At 64.2% G+C, this 583-nt stretch carries 2 protein-coding genes; both read left to right on the plus strand.

Annotation, left to right across the window (positions count from 1 at the left end):
- Positions 1 to 19 precede the first annotated feature (19 nt).
- Positions 20 to 454 (plus strand): MerR family transcriptional regulator, encoded by a 435-nt coding sequence (locus DY467_RS25370; protein WP_164603390.1) that lies wholly within the window; start codon positions 20 to 22, stop codon positions 452 to 454.
- Positions 387 to 583 (plus strand): carboxymuconolactone decarboxylase family protein (locus tag DY467_RS25375; RefSeq protein WP_502706456.1); only part of this gene is annotated, 197 nt, incomplete at its 3' end. The genes DY467_RS25370 and DY467_RS25375, both read left to right, overlap by 68 nt.

Genomic DNA, 583 nt, shown 5'->3' on the forward strand with positions numbered 1-583 from the left:
GTGACGGACAGAGCGGGCCATGAAGATCGGAGACCTCGCCAGGCGAACCGGACTGTCGGCCCACACGCTGCGTTATTACGAGCGGATCGGGCTGTTGCCCCGCGCCTCTCGCGATTCATCCGGCCAGCGCGACTACGACGCGTCGATCCTGATCTGGATCGAGTTTCTTGGTCGACTCAAGACTACCGGGATGCCGATCCGGGACATGCTGGCTTACGCCAGACTGCGCGCACGCGGAGCTGCAACCGAAGACGCCCGTCGCGTCCTGCTGCAGCAGCACCGTGACAAGGTTCAGGCGCATGTCGCCGAACTTCAGGCCTGCCTGACCGTCCTCGACACCAAGATCGCCGGCTATGCGGCCGGCGCCAGCAAGGTGGAGACAGACGATGACGCAACAGCTATCCGACCAGCACGAAAGATTCGAGCGCGGCCTGCGCGCGCTGTCGACGATTGACGGCGAGGCCGGCCACAAGGTCGTCGATTCACTGGCCGACATTGCGCCGGATTTCGCCCGCTATCTGATCGAGTTTCCGTTCGGCGACATCTACAGCCGCCCCGGACTTGACCTGCGCGCACGCGAGAT

Origin of the sequence: Rhodopseudomonas sp. BR0G17, assembly GCF_010907025.1 — a bacterium.
In the GTDB taxonomy this organism is placed as follows: Bacteria; Pseudomonadota; Alphaproteobacteria; order Rhizobiales; family Xanthobacteraceae; genus Rhodopseudomonas; species Rhodopseudomonas palustris_H.

Coding starts and splice junctions, on each gene's coding strand:
- DY467_RS25370 (WP_164603390.1), top strand. CDS start 20: ATGAAGATCGGAGACCTCGCCAGGCGAACCGGACTGTCGGCCCACACG.